We start from the raw sequence: 19,120 nt of genomic DNA on the forward strand, positions 1-19,120 counted from the left end.
AGTATCCTAGCACCTCCTCGCCCGCCTAGGCTAAGACCAAGCGGGCAGCCCCAAAGGTTTAAAAACGAATGAATGCTCTTGCCCGCCGCGCCGCAGGCCTGCTGCTCAGCACAGTTTGCCTACCCCTTTCGGCCCTGGCCGCCGACCCGCAACCCACCCACGAATTCACCCTCGACAATGGCCTGAAGGTGGTCGTGCGTGAGGACCACCGTGCGCCCGTGGTGGTTTCCCAGGTCTGGTACAAGGTCGGCTCCAGCTACGAGACGCCGGGTAATACCGGCCTGTCCCACGCTCTGGAACACATGATGTTCAAGGGTAGCGAGAAGGTTGGCCCTGGCGAAGCCTCGCTGATCCTGCGCGACCTCGGCGCCGAAGAGAATGCATTCACCAGCGACGACTTCACCGCGTACTACCAGGTGCTGGCCCGGGATCGCCTGGGCGTAGCCTTCGAGCTGGAAGCCGACCGCATGGCCAGCCTGCGCCTGCCGCCCGACGAGTTCGCCAAGGAAATCGAAGTCATCAAGGAAGAGCGTCGCCTGCGCACCGACGACAAGCCGATGTCCAAGGCCTACGAGCGCTTCAAGGCCATGGCCTACCCGGCCAGCGGCTACCACACGCCGACCATCGGCTGGATGGCCGACCTTGAACGGATGAAAGTCGAAGAACTGCGCCACTGGTACGAAACCTGGTACGTGCCCAACAACGCCACGCTGGTGGTGGTTGGCGATGTCACCCCGGACGAAGTCAAAACCCTGGCCCAACGCTACTTCGGCCCGATCGCCAAGCGTGAAGTGCCCGCCGCGAAAAAACCGCTGGAACTGGCCGAGCCGGGCGAGCGCCAGATCACCCTGCATGTGCAGACCCAACTGCCTAGCCTGATGCTGGCCTTCAACGTGCCAAGCATCGCCACCACCGACGACAAACGCCTGGTCAATGCCCTGCGCCTGATCTCGGCGCTGCTCGACGGCGGCTACAGCGGACGCATCCCGACGCAACTGGAGCGCGGAGAAGAACTGGTGTCCGGCGGCTCGTCGAGTTACGACGCCTACACCCGTGGCGACAGCCTCTTCACCCTGTCGGCATCGCCAAACTCACAGAAACACAAGACCATCGCCCAGGCGCAAGCCGGATTGTGGAAGCTGCTCGACCAGCTTAAAACCACGGCGCCAACCGCTGAAGAGCTGGAACGGGTACGCGCACAAGTCATCGCCGGCCTGGTCTTCGAGCGTGACTCGATCACCAGCCAGGCCACCGCCATCGGCCAACTGGAAACCGTCGGCCTGTCATGGAAGCTGATGGACACCGAACTGGCCGATCTGGAAAGCGTCACGCCGCAAGACATCCAGAAAGCCGCCAAGCTGTATTTCACCCGCGAACGTCTCAGCGTCGCCCATGTACTGCCTCTGGAGACGACTCATGAGTGAGCGTAAACCCTCTCGCCTGGCCCTGATCGGCCTGGTCGCCGTTGCCGTTTTCGGTTCCGCCGCGTTCTATTTGTCGCGTTCTGGCGAAACCAGTGCCAGCGAAGCCCTGGACAAGGCCAAGGCCAGCCAGAAACTGCAATCGCTGACCGAACTCAACGGCAAGGCACCGGGCCACCGCCAGCTGGACGTACAAACCTGGAGCACTGCCGAAGGTGCGAAAGTGCTGTTCGTCGAAGCCCATGAGCTGCCGATGTTCGACATGCGCCTGATCTTCGCCGCCGGCAGCAGCCAGGACGGCGATGCACCGGGCGTGGCGGTGTTGACCAACGCCATGCTCAACGAAGGCGTGGCCGGCAAAGACGTCGGTGCCATTGCCCAGGGTTTCGAAGGCCTGGGCGCCGACTTTGGCAACGGTGCCTACAAGGACATGGCCATCGCGTCGCTGCGCAGCCTCAGTGACCGGGACAAGCGCGAGACGGCCTTGAAGCTGTTCGCCGAAGTCGTCGGCAAACCGACCTTCCCCGCCGACTCGTTTGCCCGCATCAAGAACCAGATGCTCGCCGGTTTCGAATACCAGAAACAGAATCCCGGCAAACTGGCGAGCCTGGAACTGATGAACCGCTTGTACGGTGATCACCCATACGCACACGCCAGCGACGGCACGGCGAAAACCATCCCGGCGATTACCCAGGCACAGCTGCGGGCTTTCCACGAGAAAGCCTACGCGGCCGGTAACGTGGTGATCGCACTGGTCGGCGACCTGTCCCGCGCGGAAGCCGAAGCGATTGCCGCCCAGGTGTCCAGCGCCCTGCCCAAAGGCCCGGCGCTGGCGAAAATCGCGCAACCGGTCGAGCCCAAGGCCAGCGTCGGCCATATCGAGTTCCCGTCCAAGCAGACCAACCTGATGCTCGCGCAATTGGGCATCGACCGCGACGACCCGGACTACGCGGCGTTGTCCATGGGCAACCAGATTCTCGGTGGCGGCGGCTTCGGCACCCGTCTGATGAGCGAAGTGCGCGAGAAGCGTGGCCTGACTTACGGCGTGTATTCGGGCTTTACCCCGATGCAGGCGCGCGGCCCATTCATGATCAACCTGCAAACCCGCGCCGAGATGAGCGAAGGCACCCTGAAACTGGTGCAGGATGTGTTGGCCGACTACCTTAAAACCGGCCCGACCGAAAAAGAGCTGGACGACGCCAAGCGCGAACTGGCCGGCAGCTTCCCGCTGTCCACCGCGAGCAACGCCGATATCGTCGGTCAGCTGGGCGCCATCGGTTTCTACAACCTGCCGCTGAGTCACCTGGAAGACTTCATGCAACAGTCCCAGGCCTTGACCGTCGAGCAGGTCAAAGCCGCCATGAACAAACACCTGGGCACGGACAAGATGGTCATCGTCAGCGCTGGCCCGACCGTGCCGCAAAAGCCGTTACCGGCCCCTACTGATAAACCTTCCGAGCAGCCGCTCGGGGTTCCGGAGCATTAATGGCCCATCCTAAAAAACCCGCCAAAAACGTCCATAACGGCGTGAACCAGCTGCGCATCATCGGCGGCGAATGGCGCAGCCGGAAGCTGAGCTTCCCCGACGCCCCTGGCCTGCGCCCGACGCCGGATCGCGTGCGTGAAACCCTGTTCAACTGGCTCGCGCCTTACGTGCCGGGCGCCAAGGTGCTCGACCCGTTCACCGGCAGCGGCGCGCTGTTCCTTGAAGCACTGTCCCGTGGCGCGGCCATGGGTCAGGCGCTGGACGCCAGCAGTATCGCGGTGTCCAGCCTGAAAGAGCACCTGGGGACGCTGCGGTGCACCAACGGCCAGGTCCAGACTGCCGATGCCCTGCGCTACCTGGAAACCCAGACCGCGACGGCCTACGACCTGGTGTTCCTCGACCCGCCATTCAACCAGAACCTGCTGCCCGCCGTTTGCAAGTTGCTCGAAGAGCGCCAATGGCTGGCCGAAGACGCCTGGGTGTACACCGAAAGCGAGTCGGCGCCGTCGACCCTGGGCCTGCCGGAGAACTGGCGCCTGCACCGGGAGCAGAAATCCGGACGCGTGTATTACTCGTTGTGGCAGCGCAACGCCTGACATTTCAGCGAGACGACTGCCCCAGCCTGGTTGTGAGGTGCACTACATAGTTACCACCTGACGCCCTTACGGATCATCCACAGTGGTTTGCGCAATTACCTGCAAACCACTGAGGATGAACACGGATGAACATCTCCCGCAGCCTATTTATGCTGCCCTTTATCGCCTGGCTACCGCTCATGGCCAGCGCGGCGACACCCCCCGCGACGCAAGACTTCGTACTGGACAACGGCCTCAAGGTTATCGTGCGCGAGGACCATCGCTCGCCCATCGTTACCGCCCAGCTCTGGATCAAGGTCGGTGCAAGCTACGAGCCTCCCGGCCAGTCCGGCCTGTCCCACGCCCTCGAACATATGGTCTACAAAGGCAGCAGCAAGGCCTGCGCCGGAGAGTTCGCGGCGATACTGAAAAAACTGGGCGCCAGCGAAAACGCATTTACCGGCACCGATTTCACGGTCTTTTACCAGACACTGCCTTCCGGCCGCACTGGCGTCGCTTTTGAAATACTGGCCGATCTGATGAGTACGGCCGAGCTGGATGCACAGGACTTTACACAGGAGCTCAAGGTCATTCAGGAGGAGCGTCGGATGCACTTTGATGATGAAATCATCGCGCTGGCTCAAGAACGACTGAACAGCATCGCCTACCCGGCCAGCGGCTACCGAACCCCGACAATCGGCTGGATGCACGACCTGCAACGCATGAATGCCGTGCAATTGCAGCAGTGGTATCAGGCCTGGTATTCACCGGACAATGCGACGCTGGTAGTCGTTGGCGATGTTGCACCTGAGCGGATCAAGACCCTGGCACAGCAGCACTTCGGCCACCTTGAGCGACGTGCGACACCTGTGGCGCCTACCCCTGTCGAGCTGGCTTCTGCCGGAGAACGGTCACTGACCCTGTATGCACCCATAGCATCCCCGCGCCTGATCATGAGTTTCAACGCGCCCAGCCTGACCACGGCACCGGATCATCGGACCGCCCATGCCCTGCGCCTGCTCGATATGTTACTGGCCGGGTCCAGTAGCGCGCGGATCAAACAGCAACTGCAACTGGGCGAGGCGATATTCACCGAGGCCGACTCAGCGTACGACGCCTTCAATCGCGGCGATTCGTTACTGACCATCAGCACCCAGCTCAACCCGGACAAGCTCAGTGACGCTGACGAAGCCCTCGCCCGCCTGTGGCAAGTGATCGAATCACTGAAGAGCAAGGCACCGGAACCGGCAGAACTGGAGCGCGCGAAAAACCTCCTGATCGCTAACTCGGTTTATGCGCAGGATGATCTGGAAGAACAGGCCAACACCTTGGGCCTGCTGGAAACCATCGGCCTGGACTGGCGGCTGGCCGATCAGGATACCGATGAGCTGAACAAGGTCACCCCCCTGGATATTCAACAGGTCGCAAAGACTTACCTGACGCGTGAGCGCCTGAGTACCGCGACAATCTTGCCGGAGAAAAACAATGGATAAGCTCAAAGGCCTCATCAGTGGATTGATCCTGGCCGGCATGCTGTTGAGTGCGCAGGCCCCTGCCGTTGCAACCACGGCGCCCCAGAAACCAGTGCTGCAATCGCTCAATGAACCACAGACTCCGGCGACCCAGCGCACGCTGTCGATCAAGGGTTACAAAACGCTCAGTGGAACGAAGATCCTGTTCATCCACACCCCTGGCCTGCCAATGTTTGATGCCTTGGTGAGTTTTGCTGCCGGCAGCGCCCACACCCCGCATCAACCCGGCCTGGCCGCGGTCACCTATAGCCTTTTGAATGAGGGCGTAGCTGGCAAGGACGTCAACGCCATACAGGCGACGTTCGACAATCTGGGTGCCAGGATGGGTATGGATATCAGCCAGGACCGGACCTGGTTTTCCCTGCGTAGCCTGAGTGACGAATCACGGCGCGCTCCAGCCCTGGAACTGTTTGCCCAGGTACTCGGCAAGCCGCTGTTGCCGCAAGAGTCCCTGCCTACGGTGAAATCCCAATTGCAGTACTTTCTGGACCTTGAAGATCAGTCCCATGCCGCTCAAGCCCGACAAGCGAACCTCGGTCAGTTGTTTCCCGAGCACGGTTATGCTCAGTCCTTCTACGGAACCAGGGCCGGACTGACCTCCGTCACCCGCACCCAGGTGCAAGACTTTTATCGCGAGGCTTATGCCGCGGGCAATGCCCAGATCACACTGGTTGGTGACCTCACCGAGGAAGAAGCCCAGCGCATCGGTGCGCAGATATCCGCGGCCTTGCCCCTGGGACCGGCCACTGCCGCGATCCAGCCAGTGACAAGTCCGGCCGCTCCAGGTCTGCTACGCGTTGAGCGACCATCGACCCAGGCTTATCTACGCCTTGCCCAGCCAAGTGTCCTGCGAAACAGTCCGGACTACGTCGCGCTTCAGATGGCCATGCGGGTTTTCACCAACCGTCTGACCAATGAACTGCGTGAACGCCGAGGCCTGACCTACCACGTTGAAGCCGACCTTTCAGCCCTTCAGGCGCAGGGGTTACTGACCATTGATTTGCAGACCCGACCAGAGCAGGCCGATGCCGTGCTGGCCCATATCAAGACGATGTTCAACGACTTCCTCGCCCAAGGGCCGACCCAACAGGAACTCGAAGACATCCAACAGCAACTGACCGGTAGCGCGCCGTTGGGCAGCGCTACCAATGCGCAGATTCTGAGCCAGTTGTACGCCATCAGCGCCCACAATCTGCCGCTGGACCTCGACTTCGCCATGCAAGCCGCCTTGAAGCTGAACCTTGTATCAATCAAAAGCGCACTCAACCGGCATTACCACGCCGACCAATGGCGCGCTGTCATCCTGGGGCCGAAGACAGATCAACAACCGCTGCCGGCTCCAAGCGAAAGCGCAACCAATTCCATGTGTCGCGCACCTGGCGAGATTGTGGCAAGTTAGAGAGCCATGATGACGCGGTTGCGGCGCTGTCCCGCCGCGTCTTCGGGCAGACTCATGAACACTTCCACCGAGAATGACTGTGCAATCGCACCCCACACTGGCCTCACCGCCGTCCTTTACCCCCGCCTTTGGCATCGGCAATCCGCACTTGCAAACCTTGTGGGGGCCTCTGTGGCGTAAAACCGTGCACATCGGCCGCGAACGCGAACGTCTCTGGCTTGAAGACGGCGATTTTCTCGATCTCGACTGGCACGGCCCGCACAGCGCCGACGCACCCTTGGTGCTCGTGTTGCACGGGCTCACCGGCTCCTCGAATTCGCCTTATGTCGCCGGCATGCAAAAAGCCTTGGGCGAGCGGGGTTGGGCCAGTGTCGCGTTGAACTGGCGCGGCTGTTCAGGCGAACCCAACCTGTTGCCGCGCAGCTACCATTCCGGCGCCAGCGAAGACCTGGCCGAAACCATCAGGCACTTGCGGGCCAAACGGCCTCTCGCTCCGCTGTATGCTGTCGGCTACTCATTGGGCGGCAATATCCTGCTCAAGCATTTGGGCGAAACCGGTACCGACAGCGACTTGATGGGCGCCGTGGCGGTGTCGGTGCCGTTCCGCCTGGACCACTGCGCCGACCGTATCGACCAGGGTTTCTCAAAGGTCTATCAGGCGCATTTCATGCGCGAGATGCTCGCCTACATCAAGAACAAACAGCGGCAGTTCCAGCATGACGGACACGAGGATGGCCTGGCCGCATTGGCCGCACTTGGCTCACTGGAAAACATGCGCACGTTCTGGGATTTCGATGGCCGGGTTACCGCACCGCTGAACGGCTTTGTCGATGCCGAGGATTACTATCGCCGCGCATCGAGCCGCTACTTCCTCGGCGAAATTCGCACCCCGACCCTGATGATTCAGGCGGCCGACGACCCCTTCGTATTTCCCCACAGCCTGCCGCACGTCGATGAATTGTCCGCCTGTACGCAATTTGAACTGCAAGCCAAGGGCGGGCACGTCGGATTCGTAGACGGCACGCTCAGGCAACCGGGTTACTACCTGGAACGGCGCATCCCCGAGTGGCTGGCCGCCGTGGCTCGCAAGTAAAGCCATGGTCAGCGATCAGGGCGAGTCGATTCATTTCTGGCAAACCGCACCACTGGCCGGGGTCGAGTTGTTGTCCGCCCGCTACATCGATCATCGTTTCGCGCCCCATGTGCATGACGGCTATGTGATCGGCATGATCATGGCCGGCGCCCAGCGTTATCGTTATCGCGGTGCCGAACACCTGGCGGGCAGCGGCACGCTGGTGCTGATCAACCCCGATGAATTGCACACCGGTCATAAAGGTACCGAGGATGGCTGGCTGTACCGGGCGTTTTATCCGGACAGCGGACAGATAACCTCGCTGCTGGCCGAACTCGAATTGCCGACCCACCACTTGCCGGCCTTCGGTGCCACGCTGTATCGCGATCAGGATCTGGTGAACGGTTTCTGCCAACTCCACCGCCTGCTGGAAAGCCCCGCCACCGCATTGCAGCAACAAACGGTCTGGCGCGAACTGGTGCTGTCGCTGTTGCAGCGTCATGCGGCGGTGCCCGATGCCGGCAAACCCGGCAAGGAACACCGGGCCGTGAGCCTGGCCAAGGAATTGCTGCAGGCGCAACTGGCAGCACCGCCCTCACTGGAGACACTGGCGGCGGCGGTCAATCTCTCGCCATTCCATTTCGCCCGAGTGTTCCGCCGCGCCACCGGCATGCCGCCACACACCTGGCTGATGCAACAGCGCATCGCCCGGGCGCGGACGTTGCTGCAAAGTGGTTGTTTACCGCTGGAAGTCGCAATGCAACTTGGGTTTGCCGACCAGAGCCATCTGAGCCGGCAGTTCAAGCAAGTGTATGGGGTTGGGCCGGGGGCGTATCGCAGTGCAAAGCGGGGGACTTGAGGTTTAACAAGGTCTCACAAACACCATCCATCCCTGTGGGAGCGAGCTTGCTCGCGATGGCGGCTTAACAATCAGCATCACTATTGAATGTAATGGCCCCATCGCGAGCAAGCTCGCTCCCACAGGGTTTCGTGGCGTTCATTCGCCAGTGGCAATGCCCCGCGCAGGCTCGTTGATCCATTCGCTCCACGACCCGGCATACAACGAACCCAGCGGATAACCGGCCAGACACAACGCAAACAGGTTGTGGCACGCCGTCACGCCGGAACCGCAGTACGCCACCAGATCGGTCGGCGAACGATCACCCAGTTTTGCGGCGAAACGCTGCTTGAGCTGATCGGCCGACAGGAAGAGCCCGTCTGCGCCCAGGTTGTCGGTAAACGCCGCGCACTGGGCACCGGGAATGTGCCCGGCAACCGGGTCGATCGGTTCCACTTCACCCTTGAATCGCGGCAGTGCGCGGGCATCGAGCAGGGTAAGTTCCGGCCGGGCGAGGCGCTTTTGCAACTGCTCGGCACTGATCAGCAACGCCGTATCAGGACTGCCGGTGAAGGAGCCACGGGTGATCGCCGGCGTATCCAGGCTCAACGGCAACCCCGCCGCATGCCAGGCCTTGAGTCCGCCATCGAGGATGAATACGCCATCGCGCTTACCCAACCATGCCAGCAGCCACCAGGCCCGCGCCGCATAGGCACCCGGACCATCGTCGTACAAAACCACTTCGCTATCGGCGTTGATGCCCCAGGCTTGCAGGCGCTCGATCAATTGCACGGGTTCGGGTAACGGATGACGCCCGGTCACGCCCTTGACCACGGCGCCACTCAGATCACGCTCAAGGTCAGCATAGCTCGAACCGGCAATGTGCCCTTCGGCATAGCTGCGCTGACCGTAATCCGGGTCTTCGAGGGCAAAACGACAATCCAGAATCACCAGCCCCGGCTGGTCCTTTTTCAGGTCCAGTGCTTGCGGGCTGATCAATTGCGCAATGGGCATAACGGGCTCCTGTGATTTTTATCGGACTTCGATCCTACGACACTTCCTCAAGCGCCTGGGCCAGGGGCACGTAAAACTCTTCGAACAAGGCATTGACCGCATCGCGGGCCTCATCCGTGACAAACCCGGCTTCCAGCACCAAAACCTGATACACCCCGCGTTTAATGGCCTGCTCGCTCAAGTGGCTGGAATTCTCCCGCGTGGTGCACAGGAAACGTACCCAGGACGTGAGGATGATCCAGGCATTGAGCGTCAGGGATTCGATCTGCACCTTGTCCATCTTCAGGATGCCAGCGGCGACGAAGCCTTCGTAGATCGCCGAACCCTGGATCAGGCAGCGCTGAGAGAAACGTCGATAGCGGTCGGCCAAGTCCGGATCGCTGTCGAGCAAATGTTCGAGATCGCGATGCAGAAACCGGTAACGCCACATCGCCGCCAGCAGCTCCTTGAGGTAGAAGCGTTTGTCTTCCACCGTGGCAGTACGGCCCTGGGGCGGGCGCAGGAAGCTGTCCACCAGGCTCTCGTATTCGCTGAACAGCACAGCGATGATCGCCTGCTTGTTGGGGAAGTGGTAGTACAGGTTGCCCGGGGAAATTTCCATATGGGCAGCGATGTGGTTGGTACTGATGCTGCGCTCGCCCTGTTGATTGAACAGCTCCAGGCTGTTCTGCACGATGCGCTCGCTGGTTTTGATCCGTGGGGCCATGGCTTGGGCTTTAATTCAGAGTGCGTTGACGGGCATCTTAGATCTATCCGCGAGTGGATAAAACAAAGCTGTTACAGGATGTCATTTGACTTTTTAGAGTATAGACTCTAGAAAGTGCCCCATTACAATAAATCCGGAGCCGACCATGACTGCTGAAATTTCCTACCTGCAGAACCTACAGCAGCCGCTGGAAGAGCTTCAGGCCCTGTTCGACGCCCAGCGTGCCGCCTACGCCGCCAACCCGATGCCACCCGCCGCGCAGCGCCAACAATGGCTCAAGGCGCTGAAGGATTTGTTGAACAATGAACGCCAGGCCCTGATCGATGCGATCAGCCAGGACTTCAGCCATCGTAGCGCCGATGAAACCCTGCTCGCCGAACTGATGCCCAGCCTGCACGGCATCCATTACGCCAGCAAACACCTCAAGGGCTGGATGAAAGCGTCGCGGCGCAAGGTGGGCGCTGCCTTCCAGCCGGCTTCGGCCAAAGTCGTTTACCAACCGCTGGGCGTGGTCGGGGTCATCGTGCCGTGGAACTACCCGCTGTACCTGGCCATCGGCCCGCTGGTCGGCGCGCTGTCGGCGGGCAATCGGGTGATGCTCAAGCTCAGTGAATCGACTCCCGCTACCGGCTTGCTGATGAAGCAGTTGCTGGCGCGCATCTTCCCCGAAGACCTGGTTTGCGTGGTCCTGGGCGAGGCCGATATGGGCGTGGCGTTTTCACGCCTGCCGTTCGATCACCTGCTGTTCACCGGCGCCACCAGCATCGGCAAACACGTCATGCGCGCCGCCGCGGAAAACCTGACCCCGGTAACCCTGGAACTGGGTGGCAAGTCCCCGGCCATTGTTTCCCGCGACGTGCCGCTCAAGGACGCCGCCGAGCGCATCGCCTTCGGCAAAACCTTGAACGCCGGCCAGACCTGCGTGGCCCCTGACTACGTACTGGTGCCGGAGGATCGCGTCGGAGGTTTCGTCGAAGCCTATCGCACAGCCGTCCGCGGGTTTTATCCGACGCTGGCCGACAACCCGGACTACACCGCGATCATCAATGAGCGACAACTGGCGCGCCTAAACGGCTACGTCAGCGACGCCACCAGCAAGGGTGCGCTGCTGATGCCGCTGTTCGACCAGGGCCAGGGCCGACGCATGAGCCATAGCCTGCTGCTCAATGTCACCGACGAGATGACGGTGATGCAGGACGAGATTTTCGGACCGCTGCTGCCGATCGTGCCGTACAAGGATCTGGACCAGGCATTTGCCTACATCAACCAGCGCCCGCGCCCACTGGCGCTGTATTACTTCGGCTACGACAAGCGCGAACAACARCGCGTGCTGCACGAAACCCATTCCGGTGGCGTGTGCCTGAACGACACGCTGCTGCACGTCGCCCAGGACGACATGCCGTTCGGCGGTATCGGTGCCTCGGGCATGGGTCATTATCATGGTCATGAAGGGTTCCTGACCTTCAGCAAGGCCAAGGGCGTGCTGATCAAGCAGCGCTTCAACGCGGCGAAACTGATTTACCCGCCGTATGGCAAATCGATCCAGAAGCTGATCCAGAAGCTGTTCATCCGCTAACGATCTCACCGTCGGGTAATAACAATAATGAACCCCAGCCTTTGCGATACACCCGCGCTGTCACGGCGCGGGCTACTTAAATTCAGCCTCGGCGCCAGCGCCTTTCTCGCCACTGCCGGATTGGGCGCCAGCCTCAGCGGCTGTTCGTCGAGTGTTCCGGCCAGTGGCTTCGTCACGTTGCGAAGCGGCGACCTGCTGTTTTTGCGGGCGTTGATTCCAGTCATGCTCGATGGTGCCGTAACTTCCGAACGGATGCCCGAGGCTGTCGAGGGCACACTGAAAAGCCTTGATTACAACCTCGCTCACTTGTCACCGGAAATGCTCAAACTGACCCAGCAACTGTTCGATGTGTTGGGCATGGCCGTGACCCGTGGACCGCTGACCGGGATCTGGAGCAGCTGGGAAAACGCCAGCGCCGATGATATCCGGCAGTTTCTGAACCGCTGGGAAAATAGCTCATTGAGCCTGTTGCGCATGGGTCACAGTTCTTTGCTGCAATTGGTGATGATGGCCTGGTACGGCCGCAAAGAATCGTGGGCGCATTGCGGGTATCCCGGGCCGCCAACAGTCTGAAATCGAGTCGACCCCATCGCGAGCAAGCTCGCTCCCACAGGGGATTTATGAACGACGCAGAACCAATGTGGGAGCGAGCTTGCTCGCGATGGGGCCAGCCGCTTCACCGCCTACTCCAACAATAAAAAGAGAACCCGAAGATGCCCGTACCCGATCCGTTCCGCGAAGGCATGGCCCGAGGCTGGAAAACCTACAATGGCTCGCAACTGACCCAGGACCTGGCACTCGAAGCGGACGTGGCGATCATCGGCAGCGGAGCCGGCGGCGGCACCACGGCTGAAATCCTCAGCGCAGCCGGCTACAAAGTGCTGCTGATCGAGGAAGGCCCGCTCAAGACCAGCAGCGACTTCAAGCTGCTCGAAGACCAAGCCTACAGCAGCCTTTATCAGGAAGGCATCGGCCGCATGAGCAAGGACGGCGCGATCACCATCCTCCAGGGCCGGGCGGTGGGCGGCACCACGCTGATCAACTGGACTTCCAGTTTCCGCACTCCGGAACCGACCCTGGAACACTGGGCCAAAGAGCACAACGTCAAGGGCCATAGCCCGGCGGAAATGGCGCCGTGGTTCGAAAAAATGGAGCAACGCCTGGGCGTCGCGCCGTGGATGGTGCCGCCCAACGCCAACAATGATGTGATCCGCAAGGGCTGCGAAGCACTGAATTACTCGTGGCATGTCATCCCGCGCAACGTTCGCGGCTGCTGGAACCTCGGCTACTGCGGCATGGGCTGCCCGACCAACGCCAAGCAATCGATGATGGTTACGACCATTCCGGCGACCCTGGAAAAAGGTGGCGAGCTGCTTTACCTGGCCCGCGCCGAAAAACTTAACATCAGCGGTGACAAGGTCACCGGCCTGCAATGTTCGGCGATGGATGAACGCTGCGTCGCACCGACCGGGCGCACCATCACGGTCAAGGCGCGGCATTTCGTGCTGTCCGGTGGCGGCATCAACAGCCCGGCCTTGCTGATGCGCTCCGGGGCACCCGACCCGCACAAGCGCCTGGGAAAACGCACCTTCCTGCACCCGGTGAACATGTCCGCCGCGTTGTTCGACGAAGTGGTCAACCCGTTCTACGGCGCGCCGCAGTCGATTTATTCCGACCATTTCCAATGGCAGGACGGCACCACCGGCAAGATGTCCTACAAACTGGAAGTCCCGCCCCTGCACCCGGCGCTGGCCACAACACTGCTCGGCGGGTTCGGCCAGGAGAATTCGCAACACATGGCCAATCTGCCGCATACCCACGCCATGCTGGCTTTACTGCGGGACGGCTTTCACCCGGACAGCCCCGGTGGCAGCGTCGAATTGCGCAGCGATGACACACCGGTGCTGGATTATCAGCTCTCGCCTTACGCCTGGGATGGATTGCGCCGGGCGTTCCATACCATGGCCGAGATCCAGTTTGCCGGTGGCGCCAAGGCCGTGATGCCGATGCACGCCGACGCCCGCTACGTGAAGACCCTCGCCGAAGCGCGCACGCTGATCGACGGCCTGAGCCTGGAGCTGTATCGCACACGCCTGGGCAGTGCCCATGTGATGGGCGGTTGTGCCATGGGTGAAGACCCGACAATCGCGGTGACCGACAGCCTCGGCCGGCATCATCAACTGGGCAATCTGTCGATTCACGACGGCTCGCTGTTCCCCACTAGCATTGGCGCCAACCCGCAGCTGTCGGTCTACGGACTGACGGCACAACTGGCGACATCCCTGGCCGAACGTTTAAAAAAACCATGAAAATAACGATAATTCCCATCGTCTATAGTGCTTTCTTACCCAACAGGCGACTTGGCCGACCGGGAAGGCTGCGATACCATCCGACTCCCCAACGGATTCCCGCCAGGACGACGCGATGAACCGAGTGTTGTACCCAGGTACCTTCGACCCTATTACCAAGGGCCATGGCGATCTGGTCGAACGCGCCTCGCGCCTGTTCGATCACGTGATCATTGCCGTTGCCGCGAGCCCCAAGAAAAACCCGTTGTTTCCTATGGAACAACGGGTAGAACTGGCGCGCGAGGTCACTAAACATCTGCCGAACGTTGAAGTCGTCGGTTTCTCGACGCTGCTGGCGCACTTCGCCAAAGAGCAGAACGCCAACGTGTTCCTGCGTGGTTTGCGCGCGGTGTCAGACTTCGAATACGAATTCCAGCTGGCCAACATGAACCGCCAACTGGCGCCGGATGTGGAAAGCCTGTTCCTGACCCCGTCCGAACGCTACTCGTTCATTTCCTCGACGCTGGTCCGTGAAATCGCAGCCCTGGGCGGCGATATCACCAAGTTCGTGCACCCTGTGGTGGCGGATGCCCTGACCGAACGCTTCAAGAAATAACCCCCCCGCAAACTGTAGGAGCGAGCCTGCTCGCGATGGACGTCAACGATAACGCGGGAAACCTGACACCCCCCGGCGTTCTCGGGTTCATCGCCAGCAGGCTGGCTCCTACAGTACGTCGCACCTGCGTGCAACGCAGGCGCCAATGCGGCACAATTGTGCGCATTGGTTTATTGCGCCCGGGCTTGCCGCCCCGGCTGGAGTTAGCATGTCCCTGATCATCACCGACGATTGCATCAACTGCGACGTCTGCGAACCCGAGTGCCCGAACGCCGCCATTTCCCAAGGCGAAGAGATCTACGTGATCGACCCGAACCTGTGCACCCAGTGCGTCGGCCACTACGACGAACCGCAGTGCCAGCAAGTCTGCCCGGTGGATTGCATTCCACTGGACGAAGCTCATCCGGAGACTGAAGAACAGTTGATGGAGAAGTACCGGAAAATTACCGGTAAGGCTTGAATGATGTAGTGCTCTTTCGGGCCTCATCGCGAGCAAGCTCGCTCCCACACTGGATCTGTGTCGTTCACAAACCCCTGTGGGAGCGAGCTTGCTCGCGATGAGGCCATCAGCCACGCCGAATCTCTAACGGATTGTCGCGCGTATCAGCTCTGACAACGCGGGCAAAAAACGCTGGCACGCTGCCCGAGCTTCACTTCCCGCAGCCCCGTGCCACAGACCTTGCAGTGTTCGCCGCCACGGCCGTACACGAACAGTTCCTGCTGGAAATAACCGGGCTGACCATCACCACCGATAAAGTCCCGCAGCGTGGTACCGCCACACTCGATGGCGGCCGCCAGGATGCGCTTGATCTCGATGGCCAGCTTCAAGTAACGCGCCCGGGAAATGCTCCTGGCTTCGCGGCGCGGGTCGATCCCGGCGGCGAACAACGCTTCGGTCGCATAGATATTGCCGACGCCCACCACCACCGCGTTGTCCATGATGAACGGCTTGACCGCTATCGAGCGGCCACGGGACTGCTGGAACAGGCGCTCACCATCGAACAGGTCGGTCAGCGGTTCCGGCCCCAGGCGAATCAGCAATTCGTGATTGAGCGGGTCGAGGCTCCAGAGCATCGCGCCGAAGCGCCGCGGGTCGGTGTAACGCAGGGCCAGGCCCGACTCCAGCTCGATGTCCACATGCTCATGCTTGGCCGCCGGCAGCCCGACCTCCACCAGACGCAAATTGCCTGACATGCCCAAATGACTGATCAAGGTACCGACTTCGGCATTGATCAGCAGGTACTTGGCGCGCCGCTCCACCAATACGATGCGCTGGCCGGACAGGCGCACATCGAGGTCCTCGGGAATCGGCCAGCGCAGGCGCCGATCACGCACGATCACCCGGCTGACGCGCTGGCCTTCCAGGTACGGCGCGATGCCGCGACGGGTGGTTTCGACTTCTGGCAGTTCCGGCATGGTGTGCTCTTGAAAGAAGAAAGTTCCGACACTCAGCGATGAGTGCCGAGGTCGCGGATCGTCTGCTTGAGTGTCTCGAAGTCGTAGTCCGAGAGGCCGACATAATCGAGCACCAGCGCCGCGATGCTGTTCCACTCGTGATCTTCGGTCTGGTTACCCAGTACCCGATAAGAAGCACAAATATGCTCGGCCATTTTCAGTATCGCCAGCAGGTTCTTCAGCGAACTGTTGCGCGACGACTCATCGCTGAAGATCGCCAGGGCATTGTGGTGATTGGCGATCGCCGCGCTCACGTGCTCCGGCAAGCGCCACGACCTGGCCGTGTAATACCCGACCACCGAGTGATTGGTATTGAACACCTGGTTCTCCGTATCCACCACCCGGCATTCGGCACTGGCGCTGGCATAGGCCTGCTCCAGAACACCCATGTAGTCGGGGAAACGCTGGAGCATCAAGGGCACGCCGCAGTCGTGGAACAGGCCCAGGGCATACGCTTCGTCGCCATTCTCAACGCCGATGCGCTTGGCCAGGGTCAGGCAGGTCATGGCCACGTCCTGGGCGGTGTCCCAGAAACGGTTCAGGGTGACAATGGTGTCGTCATTCATCTCGCCCTTGATCGACTGCGCGTTGATCAGGTTGATGACCGAGCGGCTGCCCAGCAGATTTACCGCGCGCTGGATCGAGGCAATCTTGTTACTCAGGCCGTAATACGGCGAATTGACGATCTTCAGCAGGGAGCCGGAAAGACCCGGGTCCTGGGAAATCAGCCTGGCGATGACTTCCAGATCCGGGTCGGGCATGTACTGCTCCATCTGCAAATCCACCATGATTTGCGGCTGGGCCGGTACGCTGATGCCCTGCAGGGCTTGTTGGATCTGTTCGGATGTCAGCTCTTGGGACATTTGTGCACACTCTGGGTCAGACACCGATTCTAACCTTTATGAAGTTGGATCCGACATACCAAATCGCAAGACAACCCTCGCCACATGTCCACTTGCAGGCCAATCCGGGGGCTCAACACGCTATACTCCCGCTCTTTTTTCCGGAGCGACGACATGTCCCTGCCTAGCCTGCGCCTCAAAGCCAACGCCGACCGTCGTCTGCGCAACGGTCACTTGTGGGTCTACAGCAACGAAATCGATGTAGCCGCTACGCCTTTGCACGGCTTCAAGGCCGGCGACCAGGCGATCCTCGAAGCCGCCGGCGGCAAGCCGCTGGGCATCGTTGCCATGAGCCCGAACAACCTGATCTGCGCCCGTGTGCTGTCGCGCGACATCAAGTTGCCGCTAGACAAGTCGCTGCTAGTGCATCGCCTGAACGTGGCCCTGTCGCTACGCGAGCGCCTGTTCGACAAGCCGTTCTATCGCCTGGTCTACGGCGACTCCGACCTGCTGCCGGGCCTGGTGGTTGACCGTTTCGGCGACATCCTCGTGGTACAGATCGCTTCGGCCACCATGGAAGCCCATAAAGACGACGTGATCGCGGCGCTGACCCAGGTGYTCAAGCCAAGCGGCATCCTGTTCAAGAACGACTCCGCTGCCCGTGACGCCGAAGGCCTCACCCGCTACGTCGAAACCGTGTTCGGCCTGGTGCCGGAGTGGGTTGCCCTCGAAGAGAACGGCGTGAAATTCGAAGCGCCAGTCATTCAAGGCCAGAAAACCGGCTGGTTCTACGACCACCGCATGAATCGCGCCCGCCTGGCCCCTTACGCCAAAGGCAAGCGCGTACTGGATCTGTACAGCTACATCGGTGGCTGGGGCGTACAAGCCGCTGCATTCGGCGCCAGTGAAGTGTTCTGCGTCGACGCCTCGGCCTTCGCCCTTGACGGTGTCGAGCGCAACGCCGCACTGAACGGCTTTGCCGAGAAAATGACCTGCATCGAAGGCGACGTGTTCGAAGCCCTCAAAGAGCTGAAAGCCAGCGAAGAACGCTTCGACGTGATCGTGGCCGACCCGCCGGCGTTCATCAAACGCAAGAAAGACATGAAAAACGGCGAAGGCGCCTACCGCCGCCTGAACGAGCAAGCCATGCGCCTGCTCACCAAGGACGGCATCCTGGTCAGCGCATCGTGCTCGATGCACCTGCCGGAAGACGACCTGCAGAACATCCTGCTGACCAGCGCCCGCCACCTGGACCGCAATATCCAGATGCTGGAGCGTGGCGGTCAGGGTCCGGATCATCCGGTGCATCCGGCCATTGCCGAGACGCGCTATATCAAGAGCATTACTTGCCGGTTGTTGCCGAATAGCTAAAACCGCAAACCACTGTAGGAGCGAGCTTGCTCGCGATGGACGACAAAGCACCTCGGGGTGTCAGGTCGCCAGCGTTATCGTTGACGACCATCGCGAGCATGCTCGCTCCTACAGACAGCGACACATTTTGATTCTCTGTCATTACGACAGCCTCGCCTGTGGCGTCTAACGTTTTCTCTTCCAATCACAGAAGAGGACAACGGAATGTCCAGCACGCCACACGGCCACCGTTTACGCACCGGCCGGCACTCAGAACATGGCCGCATCTATCTGCTCACCGCTGTTACCCACGAGCGAACCCCGTTCTTCAAAGACTGGCGCATGGGGCGCCTTCTCGTGCATGAATTCAGAAAGGCTCATGAAACAGGAAATGCCACATCTATCGCTTGGGTAGTCATGCCGGATCACTTTCACTGGCTGCTCGAGTTACACAACGGTGATTTGCCGAAACTGATGCAAGCCACCAAAGCTCGAAGTGCCCGCGCTATCAATCTCAAGCGAGGCCAGCCCGAGAGGCTATGGCAGAGAGGTTATTTCGACAGGGCTCTGCGTCGGGAGGAAGACCTGAAAGCCGCTGCTCGATACATCATCGCCAACCCCCTACGCGCAGGCCTCGTCGACCATATCGGCGATTACCCACTCTGGGACGCTATCTGGCTCTGACGCCCCTTTCCCCCTCTGTAGGAGCGAGCATGCTCGCGATGATCGTCAACGATAACGCTGGCAACCTGACACCCCGCGGCGTTCTTGGGTTCATCGCGAGCATGCTCGCTCCTGCAGGATTGCCTCTTTCCGCACGTCTCGTGAATGCTTGCAACCATTCCCTCCAGCCGCCAGCCGTGTAGAATCGCGAACATTCATCGCCAGTCATCCCCGGCGGGTTTATGAGCTCAAGCTGAAGCGCGCGGCGATCCCGCAAAGTTATCGGC

General features: G+C 60.7%; 18 protein-coding genes. 14 read left to right on the forward strand and 4 right to left on the reverse strand.

Annotated elements, in window-relative coordinates; all coding sequences use genetic code 11:
- Positions 1-68: 68 nt before the first annotated feature.
- The 7 genes from AC1DU9_RS11770 to AC1DU9_RS11800 all read left to right on the forward strand — a co-directional run bounded on the left by AC1DU9_RS11770 (position 69) and on the right by AC1DU9_RS11800 (position 8,344).
- Positions 69-1,424 carry a M16 family metallopeptidase gene (locus tag AC1DU9_RS11770; protein WP_223456672.1) on the forward strand — a complete coding sequence of 452 codons (1,356 nt, stop codon included), beginning with the start codon at positions 69-71 and terminating at the stop codon, positions 1,422-1,424.
- Positions 1,417-2,907, forward strand: a complete 1,491-nt coding sequence (locus tag AC1DU9_RS11775) for a M16 family metallopeptidase (protein WP_223456670.1) — start codon at positions 1,417-1,419, stop codon at positions 2,905-2,907. The genes AC1DU9_RS11770 and AC1DU9_RS11775 overlap by 8 nt, the downstream gene beginning before the upstream one ends.
- Complete coding sequence (rsmD, locus tag AC1DU9_RS11780) at positions 2,907-3,503, forward strand: 16S rRNA (guanine(966)-N(2))-methyltransferase RsmD (protein ID WP_223456668.1); 597 nt, start codon at positions 2,907-2,909, stop codon at positions 3,501-3,503. The genes AC1DU9_RS11775 and rsmD overlap by 1 nt, the downstream gene beginning before the upstream one ends.
- A 125-nt stretch (positions 3,504-3,628) precedes the next feature.
- On the forward strand, positions 3,629-4,975 hold the full coding sequence (locus AC1DU9_RS11785) for a M16 family metallopeptidase (RefSeq protein ID WP_223456665.1): 1,347 nt from the start codon (positions 3,629-3,631) through the stop codon (positions 4,973-4,975).
- Positions 4,968-6,413 carry a M16 family metallopeptidase gene (locus AC1DU9_RS11790; RefSeq protein ID WP_223456663.1) on the forward strand — a complete coding sequence of 482 codons (1,446 nt, stop codon included), beginning with the start codon at positions 4,968-4,970 and terminating at the stop codon, positions 6,411-6,413. Before AC1DU9_RS11785 ends, AC1DU9_RS11790 begins: the two co-directional genes overlap by 8 nt.
- A gap of 73 nt (positions 6,414-6,486) precedes the next feature.
- Positions 6,487-7,506, forward strand: coding sequence for a hydrolase (locus tag AC1DU9_RS11795; protein ID WP_411740675.1), 1,020 nt, complete (start codon positions 6,487-6,489; stop codon positions 7,504-7,506).
- 4 nt (positions 7,507-7,510) lie between these two features.
- A complete protein-coding gene (locus AC1DU9_RS11800; RefSeq protein WP_223456661.1) occupies positions 7,511-8,344 on the forward strand; it encodes an AraC family transcriptional regulator in 834 nt (277 codons plus the stop codon).
- Positions 8,345-8,482: 138 nt separating this feature from the next.
- On the opposite strand, the gene AC1DU9_RS11805 is transcribed toward AC1DU9_RS11800, so the two are convergent.
- Both AC1DU9_RS11805 and AC1DU9_RS11810 read right to left on the reverse strand, forming a co-directional pair.
- Entirely contained in the window at positions 8,483-9,337 is an 855-nt protein-coding gene (locus AC1DU9_RS11805) for a sulfurtransferase (RefSeq protein WP_223456659.1), read from the reverse strand.
- Between the two features lie 34 nt (positions 9,338-9,371).
- Positions 9,372-10,043 carry a TetR/AcrR family transcriptional regulator gene (locus AC1DU9_RS11810; RefSeq protein ID WP_223456657.1) on the reverse strand — a complete coding sequence of 224 codons (672 nt, stop codon included), beginning with the start codon at positions 10,041-10,043 and terminating at the stop codon, positions 9,372-9,374.
- A gap of 145 nt (positions 10,044-10,188) precedes the next feature.
- On the opposite strand from AC1DU9_RS11810, the gene AC1DU9_RS11815 reads away from it, so the two are divergent.
- The 5 genes from AC1DU9_RS11815 to AC1DU9_RS11835 all read left to right on the forward strand — a co-directional run bounded on the left by AC1DU9_RS11815 (position 10,189) and on the right by AC1DU9_RS11835 (position 14,983).
- Positions 10,189-11,619, forward strand: coding sequence for a coniferyl aldehyde dehydrogenase (locus tag AC1DU9_RS11815; RefSeq protein WP_223456654.1), 1,431 nt, complete (start codon positions 10,189-10,191; stop codon positions 11,617-11,619).
- Between the two features lie 27 nt (positions 11,620-11,646).
- Positions 11,647-12,192, forward strand: coding sequence for a twin-arginine translocation pathway signal protein (locus AC1DU9_RS11820; RefSeq protein WP_223456652.1), 546 nt, complete (start codon positions 11,647-11,649; stop codon positions 12,190-12,192).
- Between the two features lie 140 nt (positions 12,193-12,332).
- Positions 12,333-13,928, forward strand: a complete 1,596-nt coding sequence (locus AC1DU9_RS11825) for a GMC family oxidoreductase (protein ID WP_223456649.1) — start codon at positions 12,333-12,335, stop codon at positions 13,926-13,928.
- A 115-nt stretch (positions 13,929-14,043) separates the two neighbouring features.
- On the forward strand, positions 14,044-14,523 hold the full coding sequence (gene coaD, locus AC1DU9_RS11830; protein ID WP_223455913.1) for a pantetheine-phosphate adenylyltransferase: 480 nt from the start codon (positions 14,044-14,046) through the stop codon (positions 14,521-14,523).
- A 208-nt stretch (positions 14,524-14,731) separates the two neighbouring features.
- Entirely contained in the window at positions 14,732-14,983 is a 252-nt protein-coding gene (locus AC1DU9_RS11835; RefSeq protein ID WP_003195146.1) for a YfhL family 4Fe-4S dicluster ferredoxin, read from the forward strand.
- A 143-nt stretch (positions 14,984-15,126) separates the two neighbouring features.
- Here AC1DU9_RS11835 and mutM read toward each other — a convergent pair whose 3' ends face one another.
- Together mutM and AC1DU9_RS11845 are read right to left on the reverse strand one after the other, a co-directional pair.
- Positions 15,127-15,939: a bifunctional DNA-formamidopyrimidine glycosylase/DNA-(apurinic or apyrimidinic site) lyase gene (mutM, locus tag AC1DU9_RS11840; protein ID WP_223456647.1), complete on the reverse strand. Its 813-nt coding sequence runs from the start codon at positions 15,937-15,939 to the stop codon at positions 15,127-15,129.
- Positions 15,940-15,971: 32 nt separating this feature from the next.
- The gene (locus AC1DU9_RS11845) at positions 15,972-16,841 is read right to left on the reverse strand and encodes an HDOD domain-containing protein (protein ID WP_223456645.1); all 870 of its coding nucleotides are present in this window, start codon (positions 16,839-16,841) and stop codon (positions 15,972-15,974) included.
- A gap of 153 nt (positions 16,842-16,994) precedes the next feature.
- Here AC1DU9_RS11845 and AC1DU9_RS11850 point away from each other — a divergent pair, with 153 nt between their 5' ends.
- Both AC1DU9_RS11850 and AC1DU9_RS11855 read left to right on the forward strand, forming a co-directional pair.
- Positions 16,995-18,191, forward strand: coding sequence for a class I SAM-dependent rRNA methyltransferase (locus AC1DU9_RS11850; protein ID WP_477810193.1), 1,197 nt, complete (start codon positions 16,995-16,997; stop codon positions 18,189-18,191).
- Between the two features lie 204 nt (positions 18,192-18,395).
- The gene (locus AC1DU9_RS11855; RefSeq protein ID WP_223456643.1) at positions 18,396-18,854 is read left to right on the forward strand and encodes an REP-associated tyrosine transposase; all 459 of its coding nucleotides are present in this window, start codon (positions 18,396-18,398) and stop codon (positions 18,852-18,854) included.
- Positions 18,855-19,120 lie beyond the last annotated feature (266 nt).

It is taken from the genome of Pseudomonas sp. P4_C1 (assembly GCF_056402155.1).